This is a genomic window from Salinimicrobium sp. TH3, from assembly GCF_026676115.1.
Lineage (GTDB): Bacteria > Bacteroidota > Bacteroidia > Flavobacteriales > Flavobacteriaceae > Salinimicrobium.
In genome coordinates this window covers 161,459-177,345 of the sequence record NZ_JAPONB010000008.1, presented here as the reverse complement: position 1 = coordinate 177,345, position 15,887 = coordinate 161,459, and the positions used below count along the sequence as shown (strand labels likewise).

Below are 15,887 nucleotides of genomic sequence, written 5' to 3'. Positions count from 1 at the left end.
TAAAACTTTAATTTCCTGTTAAGTCTTTTAGTAAGTTTGTAGTATGAAAAAACAGCAGATCCTATGGACTGCTCTCTTTCTTTGTCTAATCACGCTGCTTGGATGCCAGGGAGGGGACAGGGAGGAGATGCCACCGCAACCCTTGCCGGGTACTGCAGGCCATTATTACCTTTTGGGATTGGAAACTTCAGATCCCGGGGAAAAACTCAAATTGTACAATAAAGGTCTGGAGGCAATCACAGACAAACGTGACACTTCTCTTGTAGCCTTACTCGATGGAAAGATCTATGCTTTCCGCATGCTTGGGGAGCATGATAGTGTTCCTTTTTGGGTTGACAGCCTTATTGCCACAGCAGAGATGCAGGGGGATCTTTTTTATCAGGCAAAGGGTTATTTCAGGAAATCTCAAATCTTTAGAAGGATAAATCCTGAAGCACAATTACGAAACGCCTATTATTCGCGCAATTTGTATTTAAAATTAGGAGACACCGCCCTGGCAGGTAGACGTTCCCTTGACATGGCAAATGCCCAGCTGGGACTGGGGGATTATCCCGGGAGTCAGGAAATGGCTACAGAAGCCTTGAAATATATAAATCGTGAAAGGGACTCTAACTATGTGAGTTCTGCGCACAACGTGCTTGGTCTTTCTTATGGGGCACAGGGGCTTTATTCGGAAGCACTTAAAGAATACAATCAGGCTTTGAATTATGCAGTTAATAGGCAGGATAGTCTAAGTTATCTGCACAATATAGCACTTCTTCACAAAGATCAACAGAATTATCCCGAAGCGATCAACATCTTTAAAGAGATCACAAAATCTGAGGAAGTAGACGAGAATTCACGAATAAGGTTTCAGGACAATTATGCTTTTACCCAATGGTTGCAGGATTCTACCTTTAATTCGGGAAAAATCCTTCAGGAAGTTTTAGAACAAAGACAGGAGATAGGGGATAAGGAAGGTTTAATTGCCAGCTATTCTCACCTTTCCAATTACTACCTTAATAGTGACAAGCCAAAATCAAAATATTACGCCGAGAAATTTTATGAAACGGCTACTTCCCTATCATATCCCAAAGGTGAAATGGAAGCACTGGAAAGGCTTATCTCTCTTAGCGACGGTAACTCCAGGGATGAGTATCTAGATCGATATCTCTTCTTAAATGACAGTCTTGAAGATGCCAGTACTCAACTGAGGTATCAATTTGCAAAAATTAGATTTGATGAAGAACGCAAGGAGCAGCAAATTAACCTTTTGGAAGCCGAAAATGTAAGTCAGCAACTTAGAGCAGAGAAACTGCGCACGAGGAATATTGTTAGTTACCTCACCGCTCTGGTAATTTTGATCCTATCGGGAGCACTTTTTTACAATTACAGACAGCGAACTAAAAGAGAAAAACTTAAACAAATTTATCTTACCGAGAGCAGGATTTCAAAAAGAATACATGATGAACTGGCAAATGATATTTACCATGTCATGAGCTCGTTAGAACCGGTGGCTCCACCGCCAATAGTAGACAAATTGGAAAAAATTTACCAACGTACCCGGGATTTTTCACGGGAGAACAGTGAAATTGATACAGGTAGTGAATATCTGCAGGGTCTTCTCCATATGCTTTCGGGGGCTGTCCCGCCGGGAACCAGGTTGATCATACGCGGTGAAAATAGTATTAACTGGAATGGTCTTGAACCCGAAAAAAAGATTGTATTATATCGTGTGCTTCAGGAAATGATGGTGAACATGAGGAAACACAGCAATGCAAAACTTGTAGCGCTTATTTTCTCTCCTGAAAATGAAAATTTGAAAATAAGCTATTCAGATAATGGAGTAGGCTCCAAAAAGGATATCATTGAAAACGGAAACGGAATAAAAAACCTGAAGGCGCGTCTAAAAACCATTAGAGGAAATGCCGTTTTCGAAACCCAGGGGAAAGGCCTTAAAGCAGAATTTCTTATTCCTTTTAGTTCTTAAAAAGCCGTTTGACCAAAAAGATTTCCGAAGCTTATTTATTCGTCCTTTGGAGGAGGAGTATATTTTAGAAAATACATCTTATCTCCACTGGGATGATCCCATTCATTGAATAATTGAAAACCATACCGGCGATAGGCAAGACTTATGCGCCTTATTCTGGTTTCTGCGTAGATGGGAAGCTGCAGGTCCCTTGCAATTGCGTAGAACTTATTTTTCATGTCATAAGCCGTCTTGGCATCATCACTGCCGCGGGCATCGGTAAGAATTCCCCAAAACCAGCAGTAGAGATATTCCCCTTCCTTTGGTCTCTGAGACTTCACATACTTTTGCACTTTCAAAGCATTCAATCCCTTTTTAATACCGGTGACATTAACTGCCAACTTGATATCCATAATAAGGTCCTTCCAAAAATTTTTGTCCTTACTACTGGTTTTAAAAAGAATAGCTATCCCTTTCCCGTCTGGAGAAGTTATGAGTGCATCTTTTTCAATGGCTTTTTCTACCATGTGCTTAGCGAGGTAGTGAAATCTTTTTTCCCTTTTATGGTCATCTTTAACGATCTCCATGGAAGTAGGTATTTCCTGTAGAAGGGTGGAGACGTTATTAATTATTTGCTGCTTGTTCAAGAGGTATTAATTTTTGCGAAAGATAGAAAATTGACTGCAGTTAAGCTTCTGTGAAAAAGGAAAAAATTCAGGTTCAAATTGGCTTCAGGAAAATAAATCATTAATATTTTCTCATCTTTGAGCAGGTTTGGAATGGTTTTTTACATTTGTTTACTGTCTAGCAAAAATCTTATGAAAAAAATAGCAGCTCTTCTTATCATACTTGTCAGCTTGAATGCAAGTGCACAATCTACTTCACAGCAGGATTCCCTTGCTCTTAGGAAACTTTATGATGTCGCTTTACTTCACGGGCAGAGTTATGCCTGGCTTGATCATTTGTCCAACAACATTGGAGGAAGGTTGTCGGGTTCGGTGAGCGCACAGCAGGCAGTAGAATACACTAAGTCCGAAATGGAAAAATTAGGTCTCGATCGTGTTTGGTTGCAGCCGGTAATGGTGCCAAAGTGGACCCGTGGCACTCCCGAATACGCTTACGTACAATCCCAGGGTGGTCCTTCAACTACGGTAAATATTCTTGCTTTGGGTGGTTCTGTTGCCACTCCAGATACAGGCCTTAGAGCCAATGTGATCGAGGTGCAGGGGATTGAAGACCTGGCGAGATATGGTAGGGAGCAGATCGAAGGCAAAATAGTCTTTTACAACCGCCCAATGCGTGCCGATCTTATCCACACTTTTGAAGCCTATGGAGGGTGTGTGGATCAAAGATACTCTGGAGCTGCCGAAGCTGCTAAATATGGTGCCGCCGGAGTAATAGTGCGATCGCTTTCTCACAAAATAGATGATTACCCGCACACCGGCTCTATGAGTTACGGGGATGTGCCAAATAATGAAAGAATTCCTGCAGCGGCAATTAGTACCAAAGATGCCGAGTACTTGAGCAGCATGCTTAAATTAAATAAGGATCTGGAATTTTATTATAAAATGAACTGCCGCAATTATGAAGATGTTGAATCTTATAATGTAATTGGAGAGATCAAAGGCAGTGAACGCCCAGATGAATATATCATCGTGGGGGGGCATTTGGATTCCTGGGATGTTGGCGACGGGGCTCATGATGATGGCGCAGGAGTTGTTCAGTCTATGGAGGTGTTGAGACTGCTGAAAGAATCGGGAATCAAACCTAAAAGGACAATAAGAGTAGTGCTCTTCATGAACGAAGAAAATGGTCTTAGAGGCGGGAATAAATATGCTGAAGTTGCAAAGAAGAATAAGGAGAACCACATTTTTGCACTCGAAAGCGATTCCGGAGGTTTTACTCCACGAGGTTTTTCTATTGAGGCCAGGGATTCACAATATGAAAAAATTCAGGGCTGGAAACCTCTTTTTGAGCCCTATCTGATTCATTACTTCGCAAGAGGAGGTAGCGGGGCCGACATTGGTCCTCTAAAGAATGGCAGTACTGTCCTTGCGGGGCTGCGTCCAGATTCGCAACGATATTTTGACCACCACCACGCCGCAACAGATACTTTTGATGCGGTGAACAAACGGGAACTGGAATTGGGAGCTGCAACTATGGCTTCACTGGTTTACCTGGTGGATAAGTACGGATTTGACGATATAGAAAATGAATCTGAAATCCTGAAATAAAAAGAATGGCCGGGTTGTCGCCCGGCAATTAAACTTTCTATCTTTGCAGCCTCAAACTTTTAAGGTTGCAGCTTACAGCTTACACAAGAGAATTTGGTAAAAACCTGAACATTGCATATCCTGTGATGTTAGGGCAGCTGGGCCATGTCATGGTAGGCCTGGCCGACAATATCATGGTGGGTCAACTTGGAGCTGCACCCCTGGCCGCCGTATCTCTTGGCAACAGCCTTGTCTTTATTGCCCTTTCCCTCGGGATTGGGTTTTCTTTTGCCATCACGCCTCTTATTGCTGAAGCCGATGGTTCGGGAGACATCGAGACCGGGAAAAGTTACTTCCATCACGGGGTGATCATGTGCGGTATCAATGGATTATTTCTTTTCATCCTGTTGTTACTGGCCAAACCAATTTTATATCATCTTGACCAACCGCCAGAAGTGGTCGACCTCGCAATTCCTTATTTGGAGATAGTCGCATTCTCTATGATCCCGCTAATGTTCTTCCAGGCTTATAAGCAGTTTGCCGATGGTCTTTCCCAAACGCGCTATGCAATGTATGCCACCTTGATCGCCAATGTTGTGAATGTGGTATTTAATTACCTGCTCATATACGGGATCTGGATTTTTCCAAGACTTGAACTCGAAGGGGCAGCATTGGGAACTTTGATTTCGAGATTCTTTATGTTGTGGTTCCTTTGGGAGATCTTGAGAAGAAAGAAGAAATTTAGGCAGTACTTTATCTGGTCCAAAAGTGGGTTGTTAAGGATTGACATTTTTAAGAAGTTATTTGCCCTTGGATTTCCTACCGCTCTACAAATGCTGTTTGAAGTTGCTATTTTTACTGCTACTGTTTTTCTCGCTGGTACTTTAGGAACAAATCCGCAGGCAGCAAATCAAATCGCTCTCAATCTCGCATCGATGACTTTTATGATTGCCGTTGGGTTAGGGGTGACCGCAACCATTCGCGTGGGAAACCAAAAAGGGAAAGCAAATTTTCATGAGCTTCGACGTATTGCGTTCTCAACTTTTTTATTGGTTTTCTTGATCGAAGCAGTCTTTGCAGTAGGTTTTATTTTGCTGAAGGATTGGCTTCCCACGCTTTATATCGATAACGCCGAAGTTATTTTACTGGCCGCCCAATTGTTGATCGTAGCGGCCCTGTTTCAATTGAGTGACGGAATGCAGGTTGTAATACTTGGAGCATTAAGAGGGCTGCAGGATGTGAAGTTTCCAACGCTTATTTGCTTTATAGCTTACTGGATCATTGGTTTTCCCGTATCCTGGTACCTGGGAAAAGAATCTGCTCTAGGCAGCATGGGGATCTGGTATGGGTTACTCGCCGGTCTTACTGCATCGGCATTAATGTTGTATCTTCGGTTTAATTATTTAAGCAATAAATTATTACTTACGGTAGAGCCTGCGGGCCAGCCTGCCGAACAAAATGTACAATAGAAACTATGGACTTTCCAAAATTCCTCTTAGGTGATAATACAGATTATCCCGATGCAATTTTTATCATTCATACCGAATTTCCAAGGTTCATTATAAACCTGGAAAATGACGAGGTAGAATGGCTGGAAGATTTTGATGCAACCGATGAAAAAGAACTTTCTTCTGAAGCCGAAGGCCTTATTCAAGAGGCCACCGATTTTTATGACCGGGAAATTTCCAGATACGAAGACTAAATTATGGAGCAGTTGGTAGAACTGGATCACGAAATTTTCCTTTTTCTCAACAATCTGGGGAATCCCGCCTGGGATGACTTTTGGAATTTCATTACCAATAAGTTTGCGTCTATCCCATTTTACATCCTGCTTGTTTTTTTTCTATACAGGGCACTGGGATGGAAGAAGACTTTGCTAAGCCTCGTCCTGGTAGCGGCGGTGATCACCTGTACAGATCAACTTTCCAACCTGTTTAAACATTTTTTTGAGCGTCCCCGCCCGTGCAGGCAGGAAGGTGTGATGGAATACGCACGATTTGTAGCAGTAAGGTGCGGCAGGTACGGCTATTTTTCTGCGCATGCAGCAAGCTCGGCAGCTCTTGTGGTGTTTCTCGGAATGATCCTCAAAACTTACTGGAAACACATTTTCGGCGTATTAATAGCCTGGGGGCTCCTGGTTTCCTACAGCCGTATTTATATCGGCGTACATTATCCCGGAGATATTCTTACCGGCTGGATAATTGGGATAGGAATTGGATATACTTTCTACCTGCTTTTCGGGTTTTTGCTGAAAAAGTATTTTAATCCTTCCGTTTCAGGAGATAAAACTGCCTGATCAACCTGTCCTTGTATCCCGAAGCTTCAGGATTCACGTAGTTGAGGTCATATCTTTTTGAAGACAACACTTCAAAATCCCCTTTTAGAGAGTCTATTAAAACTGAATCCTGTTCCCGCATAATGATTCCGAATTTCTCTTCTTCAGGTAATCTAAAGTTTTCCCTGGTTAACTTCGGAATAGGTTTTCCAAACTCCCAAATGATCTCGGGTGTTTCAGTAGCATACTCATAAACCTGGAAACCACCGGCTTCAGAAAGCTTCCGAAGTTCATCAAAATTCCTGAAATCCGGGTTTTTCAAAAAAGCATTTGAAAGCGGAAATGCAAAGACAATTATTCCGCAAATAAAAGCAACAGTGAGATAAAAAACCCTTGGATATTTTTGCTTTTTCAGAAAGTAGAATAAAGCAACTCCAAGTCCAAAGAGTACTATGGATGCAGAGAAGTACCAGAACCAGTGGCCTTCCAGTTCAAGCAGGAAGTAACCTGCAACCGGGAAAACGAGCCCTATAGTTGCGATCAAACCGTGGTTAAAATAGACGACCCAATTTTCTTTTTTTGGAAGTTCTTTGAAGCATCTAAAGAGGTATTCTATATAAAAGCTTGTGTTTAAGGCCATGGGTATTAATACCGGGAGGAGGTAGCGGGATTTTTTTTCGGGAATAACCGATAGCAAAACCACTGCAGCCAAAGTCCATAAAAGAGCAAATTTATAGGCTTTTTTATTCGAGACCCGCGTCTTCAAATAAGGATACAACAAAGCAACAAAGGCAGGAATTGTCCATATTCCACTTTGGGTAAAGAAGCTCCAGTAGTAATAAAATGGCCGTACGTTGTAATTTGTCCAGCGGGTAGTCTCCCTTGAAGTGATTTCGATAAACGAGACAGGGTCTGCCAGTCTTACGTATAAAAACCACCAGCCACTAATGAAGAGCGCTATTACTAGAAAGATAAAAAAGGCTTTCCACTTTCTTGTAAATCCTTTGAAGCCGTAAATACTTCCGTAGGCGATAAGGAAGGGCAGGAGCAATGCATAAAGGGAAACCGGGCCTTTGCTTAAAAAAGAAAATCCAAAAAATACAGCTCCAAAAATGGCATTTTTGATCAGGTTTTTTTCACTGTTAAAAAAGTTCCACAGAAAATAAATTGCGACCATCATGAAAGAATGGGTGAAAATATCCCATTGTCCATTGCGCCCCATGAAGATGATATAAAAAGAACTGGCCAGGACAAGCGTAGCCAAAAAGGAATGTTTTAATGTGACCCCCAGTTTCGGAATGAACCTGTAGAAAACGTAAAGCAGCAGGAGGGTAATGAGAGCTGCCGGTAGCCGCATTCCAAAGAGGCTGCTAAACCCGAAGATGAGCCCGCTTATGGCGGTGAGCCAGGTGGGTAACGGGGGCTTTTCATAACGGGCTTCGGCGTTCATGGTGGTGAGGATCCAGTTTCCATCTGTCACCATTTCACGGGCCGTGATAAAATTACGCGCCTCCATGATGTTCACATAGATCACATCGAGGTGGACCAGGAAGATCAGAACCCAGACAAGGAGGATGTAGAGCAGGTATTTTTGATTCTTAGTCATCTTCTCTTCTTATTAAAACCATATTCCTTACGTAGATAACGCTTCCCGCCAGGTGTCCTACAAATAGAACAGGATCCTTCCGCAAAATTGCATAAATAAGGATCAAAACCGCACCTGCAAAACTCAGAAGCCAGAACCCCATTGGTAACACAGACTTTTTTATCCTTTCAGAATAAACCCATTGATAGACAAAGCGCAATGTAAAAATCACCTGAGCTGTGGAGCCTAATACCAGTAGCCATAATGGTATTTTCTCATTATAGAACAGGTTTTGAACGTCATAAACATTATTGTTGTATGAATAAATGAATAGTATTACCGGGAAAAAATAAAGAAAAAGCTGTAACCACCCGGACATTTTTTTCCATTCTCCCTGTAACTGCATATTACGTATGTAGATGAAATAGGTAAGAGCCTGGCCCAGCATTATGGAGAAATCGTTACGTAAATAGCCATAAACGAACAATAAGAAAGAAGCGAAAAGAGAGACCTTCCAGAAGTTGGAAGGGGTGAGAACCTTTTTTTGTTTTTCAGAAGCTATCCATTGTAGCAGGAGCCTGGCCGAGAAAAGGGCCTGGGCTATAAACCCAAGGGTATACACCTGCCAGCTACTCATTTTTTTGAGCTACTTTGTAATTGATGTAATTCCTCCTCATCCACAAATAAGCAAAGCAATCTACAAAGGGACCCACAAGCCTGTTGAGGAGGTGGAATTTCGCTTTCCCTGCGATCCTGGGGTAATGTCTCACGGGGACCTGTTTTATTTTACCATTTTGGAGAAGGATCATCGCGGGCAAAAACCGGTGTAGCCCTTTGAACATTGGAATACGTTTGGCATAATCGGCTTTAATAACTTTTAAGGGGCAGCCGGTGTCATCCATTCCATCCTGGGTAAAGCTGCGTCTTATACCATTGGCAACAAGGGAAGAAAGATTCTTTTTAAATGAATCTTTCCTATTAGTACGCACGCCGGTCACAAGGTCATATTCCCCTATATGCTCCAACAGCAAGTCAAAATCTTCGGGATCTGTTTGAAGATCTGAATCTATATAGCCAATCAAAGGAGTTTCCGCATGATCGAAACCTGCTTTGATAGCCGAACTTAAACCGTAATTCCGGTCAAAAGAGATATACTTAAAAGCTGTGTTACGACGTGAAATTTCCTGAACCAATTGAAGACTATTGTCTGTAGATCCGTCATTGACAAATAGGACGCAGGTTTTAATAGGTGCTTTTTGTATGTATTTATCTAATTCCTGCTCCACCCTTAATAAATTAGGTGCTTCGTTGTAGAGAGGAACTACGATAGTAAATTGGTATTCCATTAAAATTAAATATGCGCAAAGGTAGTAATATTACAATTCCTATACAGCCACAGGGTAAAGGCGCTTTTTAGAAAATTACCCGTTTCTTTGTAACCATAAAACTTTGGAAAAAGACATTTAAATATGAAGGTATTAATAACGGGAGCAGCCGGGTTCATTGGATCACATGCTGCGGAACGTTTACAAAAAGAAGGTTACACCGTGACCGGACTCGATAACTTTTCAAATTACTATGATGTTTCTTTAAAAGAGCTTAATGCTGAAGCTCTTCGGAAAAATGGAATTGAAGTGATCAAAATGGACCTGCGAAAGCCTGAAGCCTTTGATTCACTTTCTTCAAATTTCGACTTCATTATTCATTTTGCGGCTCAACCCGGAATTTCTTCTGAAAGTACTTTTGAAGAATATTTCAGCAACAATGTAATAGCCACTCAAAATCTCCTGGAGTTCGCTCAAAAGAACAAAAACCTGAAGCATTTTTTCAACATCTCAACTTCTTCAGTTTATGGCCTCGAAGCAACTTTCCCTGAAACTGTAGCACCAAAACCGGCCTCCTGGTATGGAGTTTCAAAGCTTGCCGCAGAACAACTTGCCCTGGCGTTGAGCAGGTCGAAAAAGATTAAGTGTTCTTCTCTAAGGCTATTTTCTGTTTACGGCCCACGTGAACGTCCAGAGAAACTTTATACCAAACTCATCGCCTGCGGATTAAAAGGAGAGGCTTTCCCAATTTTTGAAGGGAGTGAAAAACATCTTAGGAGTTTTACCTATGTCGGCGATATAGTCGAAGGGATCTTTAAGGCGGTACAAAATCACGAATTATTGGATGGAGAGATCATTAACCTTGGAGCCGAAGAAGAACACAAGACTCAGCAGGGAATTGAAATGGTAGAGGAGATCCTGGGGAAGAAAATTGAACTTGAGGTGAAACCAAGAAGACAGGGCGACCAGTCCAGGACCTTAGCCAATATCCAGAAGGCGAAAAAGATGCTGGGATACGAACCTAAAACTACTCTAAAAGAAGGTCTGCGCCTTCAGGTAGAATGGTACAGGGAAAATTTTCTATAGTTCCCGGTATTGCTGAAGCAAATAATTAGCTGCTTCAAAGGGAGTCGTTTCGTTGTTCTCCAGCGCTTCAAGTTGTTGTTTTAGCAGTTTCTTGATCTCCGGATGGTTGTAAAAGCGGCTTTTTAAATGCTCATTAATCGTTTGTAATAACCAGAATTTATTCTGTTCATGCCGTTTTTTGCTAAAATCCCCGCCGGCTTTCATCTTTTGCTCATAATCTAAAATAAGCTCCCATACTTCAGAAATTCCCTCTTTATAATAGGCACTGCAAAGTAAAACCTTGGGCTGCCAGCCACTTTCTTTAGCCGGATAAAGATGCAAAGCTCTACGGAATTCTGCGCGAGCTCTTTCTGCCGGCTTTCGGTTTTCACCATCGGCTTTGTTGATAACAATGGCATCGGCCATTTCCATTATTCCACGTTTTATTCCCTGAAGTTCGTCTCCGGCGCCTGCCAGTTTCAGAAGCAAAAAGAAATCGGTCATGCTGTGAACGGTAGTTTCACTTTGTCCTACGCCCACGGTTTCAATAAGAAGTGTGTCAAAGCCTGCCGCTTCACATAAAATGATGGTCTCCCTTGTCTTTTTTGCCACCCCTCCAAGGGAATCTCCCGAGGGAGAAGGTCGAATAAATGCATTCTTATGATTAACCAGGGTCTCCATCCTTGTCTTATCACCCAAAATACTTCCGCCCGAAATCGTGCTGGTGGGATCTACCGCCAGAACCGCTACTTTTTTTCCGGCGTCAGCCAAATGGCCGCCAAAGGCTTCAATAAAGGTGCTTTTTCCAACTCCGGGAACGCCTGTGATTCCAATCCTGATAGATTCATTTGCAAACGGCAGGCATTTTTCAATTAGTTGAGCTGCTTTTTCCTGTTGCTTTGGCTGGTTGGTCTCGACCAGGGTAATTCCCTGACTCAAAGCCGATTTGTCCCCCGATCTTAGCCGGGTGAACATTTCATCAACCGTGAATTCCTTCTTTCGGGAATCCCTTATTTTTTTGGCCATTGCCGCATTAATCTCCGATGAGGGGCGACTGCCTTCTTTTTCTTGTAGAGCCGATTGTTTTTTCAAACTGGGAATTAATTTTTAGGTGGAGATCTTATTTGTATATTGAAGTACTAAAATAACAAAATAAAAGATCATTATGAAGACATTGTATACTGGTGTAGCTACCACAACCGGCGGGAGAGAAGGAAGCGTGAAAAGTGATGACGGAATTTTGGATTTCAATCTTAGCGTTCCAAAATCTATGGGCGGTAAAGGCGAAGAAAAAACCAATCCGGAACAGCTTTTTGCTGCCGGCTATTCTGCCTGCTACGGGAGTGCACTGCAGGTGGTAGCCAAAAAACATAAGGTAGATCTGGGAGATTTTTCTGTGACAGCTTCTGTAGACCTTGGAAAAACTGAAGAAGGAGACCTGCAGCTTTCGGTCATCCTTGATTCTTATATTCCGGGAGTAGATGTGGAGACAGGCGAAAAGCTGGTTAATGAGGCGCACGAAATTTGTCCTTATTCAAGAGCTACCCGCGACAACATTGATGTAACTCTTAATCTTATGCTGGATGATGAGGAGGAAGAATAGATTCTTCTCGCTTACCATTCAAAAAGGGCATTTTTTAATGCTCTTTTTTTATGCCTTTATTCCAGAAAATTTATAAGTTTTCATCATCTTCCGAATCGGGGTTATAGGCCAAATGAAGGCTGTGGTATACTGCTTCCACATTGCGTTGATTTTCCATGAGAACGATCAGGGTATCGTCTTCTTCGATTTGGGTGGCGCCATTTGGAGTAAGAAACTGGCCATTGCGGGAAATCATTGCTATAATAGCATTTCGAGGGAAATGGATATCTACAATTCTTTTTCCAACCGTAAAATTATCTGGCGAAATGGTGATTTCCCGAATAAGGGATTTTGTCCCATCTGCAAGAAAAGCATCTACAGGGGATATTCTTTTTGCCTTTTTTGGAAGTGCCACATGAAGCCATTTTGCAACTGTTGAGAGCGTAGTTCCCTGCACCAGTACAGAAGTGAGGGAAACGAAAAATACGATGTTAAAGATCATGTGCGCCTTCTCGATACCCGCAAGCAGGGGATAAGTGGCAAAAACAATGGGCACGGCTCCCCGAAGGCCAACCCAGGAAATATACCAGCGGCGGCGCATCTTCATTTTAAAGGGAGCAAGACTTAACATGACTCCTATGGGCCGGGCGATAAGGATGAGAAATCCTGAAATTAAAACCCCCAGGCCAAGAACAGGGACTATATCACTTGGAAATACAAGCAGCCCCAAAGTGAGGAAAAGTACGATTTGCATGAGCCAGGCAACCCCGTCAAAAAAGCGCATAATCGTACGCTTATGGATGAGGTCCTGATTTCCAAGGTAAACGCCGGCAAGATAAACAGCTAAAAAGCCGTTTCCGCCCAGCCTGTCTGTAGCCGAAAAGGCCAGGAACATTAGGGCAATTGCAAGTACAGGATAAAGCCCTTCAAAATCAAGAGTGATTTTATTGATGATTATTTTGCTAAGCTTTCCGAAGAGAAAACCAAGCGCACCGCCAATAAGAATTTGTTGGAGAAAAAGCGGAATTATAGAAAGCAGACTTTGATCCTGGTTCACCACCAGGCCTAAAAAGGCAATGGTAAGAAAGTAAGCCATGGGATCATTACTCCCGCTTTCCAGCTCCAGCGTAGGCCTTAAATTTGCTTTTAATGCCATGTTCTTGGACCGAAGAATAGAGAAAACTGCAGCAGCATCTGTCGAGGAAACAATCGCTCCTAACAACAGTCCTTCATAGATAGTAAAATCTGTGATCGCCCAAACGAAGGTCCCCACAGAAAGTGCCGTAAAGAGAACGCCCAGGGTAGAAAGGGATATTCCATGCCAAACAATAGGCTTTATACTTTTCCAGTTGGTGTCCAGACCTCCAGAAAAGAGGATAAAATTTAAAGATACTATACCTACGAATTGTGCAAGCTGAGGGTCATCAAACTCAATTTTTCCAATTCCTTCGGAACCTGCTAACATCCCCACCGAAAGGAAAAGTATAAGCGTAGGTACTCCAAATTTATATGAGGTTTTCCCTGCCAGGATACTTATAAGAAGCAGAAGTGAACCTATTAATAGTACATTCTCTGTGGTAATATCCATTTATAGGGCATATTCTGTTTCGGCAAAGAAAACCAATTTTAGGCTTTTTTGGCGGTTATTGAGGTTGATTTTCCTTAAGTAGCTGCGGAAATTTTTCCTTGAACCTGTTCATTCGGGGAACAGAAACATTCCGTATATATGGATCATTGGGATTAAGTTTCTTATAATCCTGATGATAATCTTCTGCCACCCAGAATTTTTGAAATGGCAATACCTCTACAGCAATCGCTTTTTTATACTGGCCCGCCAGTTCTTTCATTTTTTGCTCAATAATCTTTTTTTGATCAGCATTTTGATAAAAAATTATAGAACGGTACTGGGAGCCGAGATCGGGCCCCTGTCCATTTTTTTGAGTAGGATCCATTGAGCCGAAGAAAACATCTGTAAGAGTGGCAAAATCCACTACGTTGGGGTCATAAATTACTTCTACTGCTTCGGCATGTCCTGTGCGGCCTGTGTTACTTTCTTCATAGGTCGGATTTTTCGTGTGTCCACCGGAATATCCTGAGACCGCTTCTTTAACGCCAATTACACTTTCAAACACTGCCTCCACACACCAAAAACAGCCACTGGCAAAATAGGCCCTTTTAAGACCATCCTGAAGAGGTACTTCCACCGGTTCGGCATTAGCTATTTCAGGTAAAGTTACAGGCTCGCCCGAGGAATTTTTGCAAGCAGTTAAGCTGAAAAAGAGAGTTAAGATCAAATATTTCATTTTATTCTTTTTTATAAGTTCCTTCTAATGTTTTCTTACCGTAAAGTGCATAATCTGTCACTACTTCTCCATTTTTCGAAAACCCTAGCCAGTCGAGTTCTGCACTTCCATCCTGTTGGAAGGTGAGAGTAGCCACGGGAGTATTGGTATCGAATTCATTCCAGGGCAAGACCCTGTCGGGGGAATTCTCTCTGGAAGCTGAGACGAAATATACATCTGCCGTGTTTTCTCCGGTTTTTTTACACATAGCATTTATGTACATTTTATTCTTGTCTATACACCACTCTGTGGCACGGTCGTATGAAATTTCTATACAGTCGCAGGCACAATCAGCAGCGGGTTTGTTTTCTACCAGTTTTCGGTATTTTCCTAAGTTAGTTTCCATAGGCTCAACTTCAGACAAGGCCACTTCTTTATCTGTCTGTACCGCGTCTCTTTCTTCCTGGAGATTGCCGGGAGGCAGAGTATCGGCAGAGATAGTGTCTGGATCTATTCTTTCGGAGGTATCGGGGCTGCCTGTTTTTCCGTCCTTGCAAGAGAATAAAGCAACTGCTGTGATAATGAAAAATACTTTTTTCATAGGGGTAGGTTTAATCTTTAAAGTTAAGCCATACAAAATAGATTTCTGTGAAACAGATGTTAATGGGAAAAACAAAATCGCCACGTTTCAAAAAACAAGAACCAAGACAGATGTTTTATGTGAATAGTCTCAATACTCACATCTCACATCTCACATCTCACATCTCAAATTTATTTTCAACAAAAAACCCCTCACTTTCGTGAAGGGTTCATTTATATTGATCGGGAAAAATTAAAAGCTTTGAAAAAGTTCATTCATCTTTTGTCTTTCTTCCTGTGCCAGTTCTTCATCTACAAGGATTCTACCACTGTGCTCATCTGTAATGATCTTCCTGCGACCGGCTATTTCCATAATAACCTGTGGAGGAATGGTGAAAAATGAACCTCCAGATGCTCCTCTTTCAACAGGAACTACTGCAAGACCGTTCTTTACACTGCCGCGAATTCTTTTATAAGCATTTACCAGGCGATCTTCAATTTGCTGCTCAAATTCTTTAGATTTGTCAAGAAGAGCTTTCTCTTCCTTCTCAGTTTCAGCAAGAATCTCATCAAGCTCTCCTTTTTTGTGTTCAAGGTGCTTCTGGCGCTCGGCTAATCGTTCCCTCGTTTGCTCGATCACCTCTTTCTTCTGGTCGATCTGCGCACGGTATTCTTTGATCTGCTTTTCAGCAAGTTCTATTTCGAGCTCCTGGAATTCGACTTCTTTTGAAAGTGCATTGAATTCTCTGTTGTTACGCACATTTTTTTGCTGCTCATTATATTTTTTGATCAATGCCTTCGCATCTTCTATCAAAACTTTTTTGGTGTTGATACCCTGGTCGATCACTTCCAGGTCGGCATCCATTTTCTCCATACGAGTGTTAAGGCCCGCAACTTCATCTTCTAAATCTTCTACCTCAAGCGGAAGTTCACCTCGTACATTTCTTATTTCATCCACGCGGGAGTCTATAAGTTGAAGATCGTACAACGCTCTTAACTTCTCTTCTACAGTAACATCGGATTTTTTTGCCAT

The 15,887-nt window shown here is 42.1% G+C and carries 16 protein-coding genes; 7 read left to right on the top strand and 9 right to left on the bottom strand.

Annotated elements, in window-relative coordinates; genetic code table 11:
• Positions 1-43: 43 nt before the first annotated feature.
• The gene (locus OU683_RS13050) at positions 44-1,969 is read left to right on the top strand and encodes an ATP-binding protein (protein ID WP_268139022.1); all 1,926 of its coding nucleotides are present in this window, start codon (positions 44-46) and stop codon (positions 1,967-1,969) included.
• A gap of 35 nt (positions 1,970-2,004) precedes the next feature.
• Here OU683_RS13050 and OU683_RS13045 read toward each other — a convergent pair whose 3' ends face one another.
• Positions 2,005-2,595 carry a hypothetical protein gene (locus OU683_RS13045; RefSeq protein WP_268139020.1) on the bottom strand — a complete coding sequence of 197 codons (591 nt, stop codon included), beginning with the start codon at positions 2,593-2,595 and terminating at the stop codon, positions 2,005-2,007.
• Positions 2,596-2,766: 171 nt separating this feature from the next.
• On the opposite strand from OU683_RS13045, the gene OU683_RS13040 reads away from it, so the two are divergent.
• The 4 genes from OU683_RS13040 (at position 2,767) to OU683_RS13025 (ending at position 6,457) form a co-directional block, all read left to right on the top strand.
• Positions 2,767-4,182 (top strand): M20/M25/M40 family metallo-hydrolase, encoded by a 1,416-nt coding sequence (locus tag OU683_RS13040; RefSeq protein ID WP_268139018.1) that lies wholly within the window; start codon positions 2,767-2,769, stop codon positions 4,180-4,182.
• Between the two features lie 65 nt (positions 4,183-4,247).
• Positions 4,248-5,630: an MATE family efflux transporter gene (locus OU683_RS13035; RefSeq protein ID WP_268139016.1), complete on the top strand. Its 1,383-nt coding sequence runs from the start codon at positions 4,248-4,250 to the stop codon at positions 5,628-5,630.
• Between the two features lie 5 nt (positions 5,631-5,635).
• The gene (locus OU683_RS13030; protein ID WP_268139014.1) at positions 5,636-5,863 is read left to right on the top strand and encodes a DUF8828 family protein; all 228 of its coding nucleotides are present in this window, start codon (positions 5,636-5,638) and stop codon (positions 5,861-5,863) included.
• 3 nt (positions 5,864-5,866) lie between these two features.
• On the top strand, positions 5,867-6,457 hold the full coding sequence (locus OU683_RS13025) for a phosphatase PAP2 family protein (protein WP_268139012.1): 591 nt from the start codon (positions 5,867-5,869) through the stop codon (positions 6,455-6,457).
• Here OU683_RS13025 and OU683_RS13020 read toward each other — a convergent pair.
• From OU683_RS13020 to OU683_RS13010, 3 genes are read right to left on the bottom strand one after another with little or no spacing between them, the layout of a single operon-like run.
• Complete coding sequence (locus OU683_RS13020) at positions 6,423-8,042, bottom strand: ArnT family glycosyltransferase (RefSeq protein ID WP_268139010.1); 1,620 nt, start codon at positions 8,040-8,042, stop codon at positions 6,423-6,425. The genes OU683_RS13025 and OU683_RS13020 overlap by 35 nt on opposite strands.
• Positions 8,035-8,658, bottom strand: coding sequence for a lipid-A-disaccharide synthase N-terminal domain-containing protein (locus tag OU683_RS13015; protein WP_268139008.1), 624 nt, complete (start codon positions 8,656-8,658; stop codon positions 8,035-8,037). Before OU683_RS13015 ends, OU683_RS13020 begins: the two co-directional genes overlap by 8 nt.
• Complete coding sequence (locus OU683_RS13010; RefSeq protein WP_268139006.1) at positions 8,651-9,367, bottom strand: glycosyltransferase family 2 protein; 717 nt, start codon at positions 9,365-9,367, stop codon at positions 8,651-8,653. The genes OU683_RS13015 and OU683_RS13010 overlap by 8 nt, the downstream gene beginning before the upstream one ends.
• A 123-nt stretch (positions 9,368-9,490) precedes the next feature.
• Between OU683_RS13010 and OU683_RS13005 the strand changes: the two genes are divergently transcribed.
• Positions 9,491-10,432, top strand: a complete 942-nt coding sequence (locus OU683_RS13005; protein ID WP_268139004.1) for an NAD-dependent epimerase/dehydratase family protein — start codon at positions 9,491-9,493, stop codon at positions 10,430-10,432.
• Here OU683_RS13005 and meaB read toward each other — a convergent pair.
• Positions 10,427-11,512 carry a methylmalonyl Co-A mutase-associated GTPase MeaB gene (gene meaB, locus OU683_RS13000; protein ID WP_442800855.1) on the bottom strand — a complete coding sequence of 362 codons (1,086 nt, stop codon included), beginning with the start codon at positions 11,510-11,512 and terminating at the stop codon, positions 10,427-10,429. The two genes, OU683_RS13005 and meaB, sit on opposite strands and share 6 nt — an antisense overlap.
• Before the next feature lie 64 nt (positions 11,513-11,576).
• On the opposite strand from meaB, the gene OU683_RS12995 reads away from it, so the two are divergent.
• Complete coding sequence (locus tag OU683_RS12995; RefSeq protein WP_268139000.1) at positions 11,577-12,014, top strand: organic hydroperoxide resistance protein; 438 nt, start codon at positions 11,577-11,579, stop codon at positions 12,012-12,014.
• A 70-nt stretch (positions 12,015-12,084) separates the two neighbouring features.
• Here the strand turns inward: OU683_RS12995 and OU683_RS12990 are convergent, their stop codons facing one another.
• The 4 genes from OU683_RS12990 to OU683_RS12975 form a co-directional block, all read right to left on the bottom strand.
• Positions 12,085-13,581 carry a potassium/proton antiporter gene (locus tag OU683_RS12990; RefSeq protein WP_268138998.1) on the bottom strand — a complete coding sequence of 499 codons (1,497 nt, stop codon included), beginning with the start codon at positions 13,579-13,581 and terminating at the stop codon, positions 12,085-12,087.
• 55 nt (positions 13,582-13,636) lie between these two features.
• Entirely contained in the window at positions 13,637-14,296 is a 660-nt protein-coding gene (gene msrA, locus OU683_RS12985) for a peptide-methionine (S)-S-oxide reductase MsrA (RefSeq protein WP_268138996.1), read from the bottom strand.
• Between the two features lies 1 nt (position 14,297).
• The gene (locus OU683_RS12980; RefSeq protein WP_268138994.1) at positions 14,298-14,876 is read right to left on the bottom strand and encodes a hypothetical protein; all 579 of its coding nucleotides are present in this window, start codon (positions 14,874-14,876) and stop codon (positions 14,298-14,300) included.
• A gap of 231 nt (positions 14,877-15,107) precedes the next feature.
• A complete protein-coding gene (locus OU683_RS12975) occupies positions 15,108-15,887 on the bottom strand; it encodes a zinc ribbon domain-containing protein (RefSeq protein ID WP_268138992.1) in 780 nt (259 codons plus the stop codon).

Coding starts and splice junctions, on each gene's coding strand:
- OU683_RS13050 (WP_268139022.1), top strand. CDS start 44: ATGAAAAAACAGCAGATCCTATGGACTGCTCTCTTTCTTTGTCTAATC.
- OU683_RS13040 (WP_268139018.1), top strand. CDS start 2,767: ATGAAAAAAATAGCAGCTCTTCTTATCATACTTGTCAGCTTGAATGCA.
- OU683_RS13030 (WP_268139014.1), top strand. CDS start 5,636: ATGGACTTTCCAAAATTCCTCTTAGGTGATAATACAGATTATCCCGAT.
- OU683_RS13025 (WP_268139012.1), top strand. CDS start 5,867: ATGGAGCAGTTGGTAGAACTGGATCACGAAATTTTCCTTTTTCTCAAC.
- OU683_RS13020 (WP_268139010.1), bottom strand. CDS start 8,042: ATGACTAAGAATCAAAAATACCTGCTCTACATCCTCCTTGTCTGGGTT.
- OU683_RS13015 (WP_268139008.1), bottom strand. CDS start 8,658: ATGAGTAGCTGGCAGGTGTATACCCTTGGGTTTATAGCCCAGGCCCTT.
- OU683_RS13010 (WP_268139006.1), bottom strand. CDS start 9,367: ATGGAATACCAATTTACTATCGTAGTTCCTCTCTACAACGAAGCACCT.
- OU683_RS13005 (WP_268139004.1), top strand. CDS start 9,491: ATGAAGGTATTAATAACGGGAGCAGCCGGGTTCATTGGATCACATGCT.
- OU683_RS12995 (WP_268139000.1), top strand. CDS start 11,577: ATGAAGACATTGTATACTGGTGTAGCTACCACAACCGGCGGGAGAGAA.
- OU683_RS12990 (WP_268138998.1), bottom strand. CDS start 13,581: ATGGATATTACCACAGAGAATGTACTATTAATAGGTTCACTTCTGCTT.
- msrA (WP_268138996.1), bottom strand. CDS start 14,296: ATGAAATATTTGATCTTAACTCTCTTTTTCAGCTTAACTGCTTGCAAA.
- OU683_RS12980 (WP_268138994.1), bottom strand. CDS start 14,876: ATGAAAAAAGTATTTTTCATTATCACAGCAGTTGCTTTATTCTCTTGC.
- OU683_RS12975 (WP_268138992.1), bottom strand. CDS start 15,887: ATGGCAAAAAAATCCGATGTTACTGTAGAAGAGAAGTTAAGAGCGTTG.